Annotated in this window: 2 protein-coding genes; both read left to right on the top strand. The window is 57.3% G+C overall.

All coding sequences use genetic code 11. The features are described from left to right. Positions 1–2,034 (top strand): DUF6531 domain-containing protein (locus CSQ89_RS20150; RefSeq protein ID WP_233203356.1); only part of this gene is annotated, 2,034 nt, incomplete at its 5' end. Positions 2,035–2,036: 2 nt separating this feature from the next. Further along, on the top strand, positions 2,037–4,181 hold the full coding sequence (locus tag CSQ89_RS20145; protein ID WP_099407799.1) for an RHS repeat-associated core domain-containing protein: 2,145 nt from the start codon (positions 2,037–2,039) through the stop codon (positions 4,179–4,181). Positions 4,182–4,286: the final 105 nt, after the last annotated feature.

Here is a 4,286-nt window from a genome sequence, read left to right as displayed (position 1 = left end):
CCTCACAGCTTGCTTGCGCCTTTCGTGCTGTTCTTGCCGCGACAGCTTGCGTCCGTCTTCTTTGTCCATTTCTATCAGTTGGGGGCGGACACCAATAAATCAACCCTTAGTTGCCGGGTGAATAATAGCTTTTTCTTTGTAGTTGTAAAAGCAGATGGAGGCGGATACAGATCTTACTATAGTGGTGTCGCTGTATGCCCAAAAGGTGCAAGTTTTGATTCCAATCTCGATTCATGCGTAATACAGAGTCAGTGCGTCGCGCCCAAAATCAACGAGGGCAATCGTTGTGTCTGTCCGAAGGGAACGATTGATGACGGCAAGGGGGGCTGCAGTGAGGTAAACGATCCCGTCAACCACGGCGGGACTTGTCCAACCGCCTCCAACGCGCCTGCCGTCGCGACCTGTGCCAACCCCATCCAACCAGGAACCGGTAATAAATACCAGCGCGAAGTCGATTATCAGGGCGCGGGCGCCAACCGACTGGCCGTAGTGCGCCACTACAATAGCTTGGCCGGCAGCTGGCATGACGCCAACCTGAAAGCCCTGAGCCTATCAGTAAAGGTGGACGCCAATTTCAGGCAAGCGATGCGCGCCGATGGCAAAGTCCTGCGCTTCCCACACGCCGGCGGGGCCGATTTACATGGCATGGGCTACATACTGCTGGTCTCGGCAGAGGGCATGCAGCTCACCACCCCGGACAACACCGTAGAAAACTACGACCTGACCGGTCGCCTGCTGCGCGAGCGCCAACGCGATGGCTATACCCTGACCTACGGCTACAACGCAACAGGCCAGCTCACCACCCTCACCGACGCTGCCGCCCGAGTCCTGACCTACACCTATGACGCACAAGGTCGCGTCGAGACCCTCCAAACCCCGGCTAAACAGACCCTGCGCTATGGCTACGGGTCCGCAGGCCAGTTGACATCGGTCACCTACCCCGATGGCAAGACACGCCAATACCTCTACGAAGACAGTAAAGATAGCAAGCTGCTGACCGGCATCAAGGGCGAGGATGGGGTGCGCTTCGCCACCTGGGCTTACGATGACAAGGGGCGTGCCGTCAGTAGTGAACATGGCAAGGGTTTGGACAAAGTTACCCTGACGTACAATACGTTGAGCGCGACCAGTACCAGTGCCCTGGGCTTGGCTACCCAATACACCTTCCAAAATGTGAAGGATCGTGTTGTCCTGAAATCACGAACCGAGACCTGTCCCAGCTGCACGTCGACCACCCAGCTATTTGAAGTCGATGCCAATGGCCGCCAATCCAAGCTGACGGATCGCCGTGGCATCATCACCCAGATTGTGAGCGACCCAAGCCGGCTGCTGGAAACTCAACGCATTGAAGCGGCCGGCACCCCGCAGGCACGCACGATCGCCACCGAATGGCACCCCACTTTCGAGCTGCCCGCCAAAATCACCGAAGCAACGCGGCGCACTGAGTTCACTTATGACGCCCAGGGCAACCTGACTGTCAAAACGTTGACCAAGCTGCTCGACAACAGCAGTCAAACTTGGCGTTGGAGTTACGATGCGCAGAGTCGGGTCATCGACAGTACCGATGCAATGGGTCGTATCACACGCTACACCTACGATGCTGCCGGCAACCTCGCCACGCTGACCAACCCGGCTGGCAAGGTGACCCGCTACACCCAGTACAACCCGGATGGCTTACCGCTGAGCATCACCCCGCCCGATGGCGTCGTGATCACCCTGGGCTATGACCTGCGTGGTCGTTTGATCAGCCAGAAGGTCGGCGCACTGACCACCACCTACAGCTACACCCCCACTGGCTTGCTCAGCAGCGTCACCACCCCAGACGGCGGCCAGCTGACCTACACCTATGACGACGCCCGTCGCCTAGTTGGCGTGCGCGACAAGCTCGGTAATTCGATTCGTTATGTATTGGATGCCATGGGCAACCGTATTGATGAAGAAGTCCGGGATACCAGTGGCAATCTCAGCGCGCTGACGCAGCGTATCGACGCCGAGTTGCTGGCCAACACCCAACCTATCCCGCAAGCGAGCTAAGCATGCTATTTAACGCCCGCCCTCTCTCATCCCGTCCCACCACGTTAATGGCAGCGCTGGTTGCTGCTTGCGTTGTCCTCACCCCCGCTTTGGCCACGACGATTCAAAACGTCAAGCGTGAGTTCGACCCGTTCGGTCGGGTGCAAAAGGAATCCCGCCCCGATGGCGGTTGGGTCAGCTACGGCTATGACCCCAATGGCAACCGCATCGAAGCGCGTGACAATCTCGGTCGGGCCACCACCTATACCTATGACGGCTATAACCGCCTGACCAGCGTCACCGACCCCGCCAATGGCATCACCCGCTATGAATACGATGCTGGGGATGATCTGGTCAGTGTCACCGACCCACGCGGTCTCGTCACCCGTTATGAGTACACCGGTACCGGTGACCTCCTTAAGCAGACCAGTCCGGATACCGGGGTGACCCAGTACACCCGACTCAACGGCGGGCAACCGGCAACCCGCACTGACGCCAAGAACCAGAAAACGCAGTACGAGTACGACACCGCCGGCCGGGTCAAGAAAATCACCTTCGCCGATGGTAAAACCCAGACCTATGCCTATGGCGAGAGTGGCTTCAGTACCGACAAGCTCACCGAGATGGCCAACCACACGGGCAAGATCGGCTACAGCTATGACAGCCAAGGTCGCGTCGGTAGTGAAAAGCGCTCGATCTGGAACAAGGATTACACGACCGGCTACGGCTATGACATGGCAGGTCGCTTCAACAAGCTGACCTACCCGAGTGGTCGCTTGGTCACCTACTTTTACGACAACGCCGGCCAAATCAGCAAGATCACCACCAAGCAAGGTAGCGCTGCGGAGAAGATCGTCCTCCAAAAAGTCACCTACCGGCCATTTGGGCAGGTAACGGGCTGGACCTATGGCAATGGCGAAGTTCGCACCAGTGGCTATGACAACCTGAACCAGCTCACCAGCTACAGCATGGGTGATAGCACCGTCACGTTGACACATGACACGGCAGGCCGCATCACTGGCCAAAGCATCAGCGGCGGTTGGTGGGAGCGGATGTTGCAGCGCTTGGGCTTACCGGTAGGGCAACGTGCCAGCTATGCCTATGACAAGCTGGACCGCCTGACTGAATGGAAAGACGGCCGTAGCATCCTACGCAGAGGGCTGGCCTTCGAGCCCAGCGAAGGCTATGGCTACGACGCCAACGGCAACCGCACCTCACGCCGTAGCGACGATATGGTGTTCAAGCAGGATATTGAAGCCGGCAGCAATCGCCTGAAAGCCGCATCCTTACCGGATGGTGCCAACCCGGTGTTCCAATACGACGCCAACGGCAGCCGTATCAGCGGTGACGGCAACTACACCTATGATGCGCGGGGTCGGCTGGTTGAAGCATCGGGGGCGCAGTTCACCCTCAATGCGCTGGGTGAACGGGTCGCCAAGACCTACCAGGGCACTACCACGGTATTCCATTACGACCAAAATGGGCGTCTACTGGCGGAATCGAACCAGCTTGGTGTCACGAAGCGCGAATACATCTACCTGGGCGATACCCCGGTAGCACTGGTCGACAACGGCATGGACATTCGTAATATCCATACCGACCACCTGGGTACGCCACGTCTTATTACCGACGCCACCAAGCACGCTATCTGGGCATGGCAATTGGGCGAACCCTTCGGCGCGTCCGCTGCGGAAGAAGACCCAGAAGGCACGGGGGCAAAATACACCTTCAATCTGCGCTTCCCTGGTCAGTATTTCGATAAGGAAACCGGCAACCATTACAACTACTATCGCGACTACGATCCGAAGAACGGTCGCTATTTGCAGAGTGATCCGATAGGCTTGGCGGGTGGGATCAATACCTATGCCTATGTGGGCGGCAACCCGCTTAGCTACGTCGATCCAACTGGTGAGATTGCTTTTGTCCCAATTGTCGTCGGTATTGGTGTTGGATGGGCATTCGATTACGCAGTGAGCAAATGGAAAGAAGAGCACTGCAAGTGTAAGGATGCTTCGACGCCTGCTGGTACCGTGGGAAATGCAGCTGCAGGAGGTGCAGTTGGAGGGACCGGACCATTCACAAGTATGCCTAGAGGCGGAATTGCAGGTGGTGGGCGAGCAGGTAAAACAACATCTGTATTTAGCTTAATAACTGATGTTACGCAGTAGCTGCGAGAAGCAGCTGTAACTGATCATAAGCCGCGCGAGAGGCGTTGATCAGTAACTTGCGGCAAAGTGCGAATGGGTTCTTCTGCGTCTTGATGCTCAGGCATT

This window comes from Chitinimonas sp. BJB300 (genome assembly GCF_002735695.1).
In the GTDB taxonomy this organism is placed as follows: Bacteria; Pseudomonadota; Gammaproteobacteria; order Burkholderiales; family Chitinimonadaceae; genus Chitinimonas.
Note: the sequence above shows the minus strand (reverse complement) of the source record. Positions and strands in the feature narration are given on the sequence as shown.